The 954-nt window shown below is 64.0% G+C and carries 1 protein-coding gene and 1 pseudogene; both read left to right on the top strand.

What is annotated here, in order from left to right; all coding sequences use genetic code 11:
• Window positions 1-157 (top strand): annotated as a pseudogene (locus C6558_RS41330) (integrase); the annotation flags it as partial.
• 9 nt (window positions 158-166) lie between these two features.
• Window positions 167-954: transposase (locus C6558_RS38750; protein WP_107028843.1), on the top strand; the 788-nt coding region annotated here is incomplete at its 3' end.

Below are 954 nucleotides of genomic sequence, written 5' to 3'. Positions count from 1 at the left end.
CGTCGACATCCGCGTCATCCAGGTCCTGCTCGGCCATGCCAAACTTGATACGACCGCGCTCTATGCCCGCGTCGCCACCAAGACCATCCGCGCCGTGATGAGCCCGCTCGACCGGATCAGACTTCTGCCAGAGAACGAGACCAGACCGGACGCGTGACGCGTGGCGGTGAGCCGCCCGTTACTAGAGGTCGCCGATATCTTCCACCGCCATGGCGCCGCCTGGCGCGCGACCCATGCCGGTCACTTGAGCCTCGGCCAGTTGAAGGTAATGTCGGCGATCGAGAGCTGCCGCACCGCAGCCCTCGGCGGTCACGTCGAGGCATGCGAGGACTGCGGCCATAGCCGCATCGCCTATAACAGCTGCCGCAATCGTCACTGCCCCAAGTGCCAGGGTGCGGCGGCAAGGGAATGGCTCACCGCGCGCCAGGCCGATCTGCTGCCCGTCGGCTATTTCCATGTTGTCTTCACGCTACCGGTCGAGGTCGCCGACATCGCCTATCACAACAAGAGGATAATCTATGATCTCCTCTTCCGTGCCGCCTCGCAGGCCATGCTCACCATCGCGGCCGATCCCAAGCACCTGGGCGCACGCATCGGCATCACCGCCGTGCTGCATACGTGGGGCTCGGCGATGACCCATCATCCGCATGTGCACATGATCGTGCCCGGCGGCGGCATCGCGCTCGATGGTGAGCGGTGGGTGTCATGCCGACCCGGCTTCTTCCTGCCCGTGCGCGTGCTCTCAAGGCTGTTCCGCCGCCTCTTCCTGGCGAAGCTCACTGAGGCCCATGCCGCCGGCCAGCTGAAGTTCTTCGGCGATCATGCTGGCTTAAGCGAGCGCAGCTCCTTTGTTAAATTCCTGGTGCCGCTCAGAAAAAAGAACTGGTTCGTCTACGCCAAGCCACCCTTCGCCGGACCCGAGGCCGTTCTGGCGTATCTGTCGCGCTACACCCA

The organism is Ensifer sp. NM-2, assembly GCF_003024455.1.
In the GTDB taxonomy this organism is placed as follows: Bacteria; Pseudomonadota; Alphaproteobacteria; order Rhizobiales; family Rhizobiaceae; genus Ensifer; species Ensifer canadensis.
Note: the sequence above shows the minus strand (reverse complement) of the source record. Positions and strands in the feature narration are given on the sequence as shown.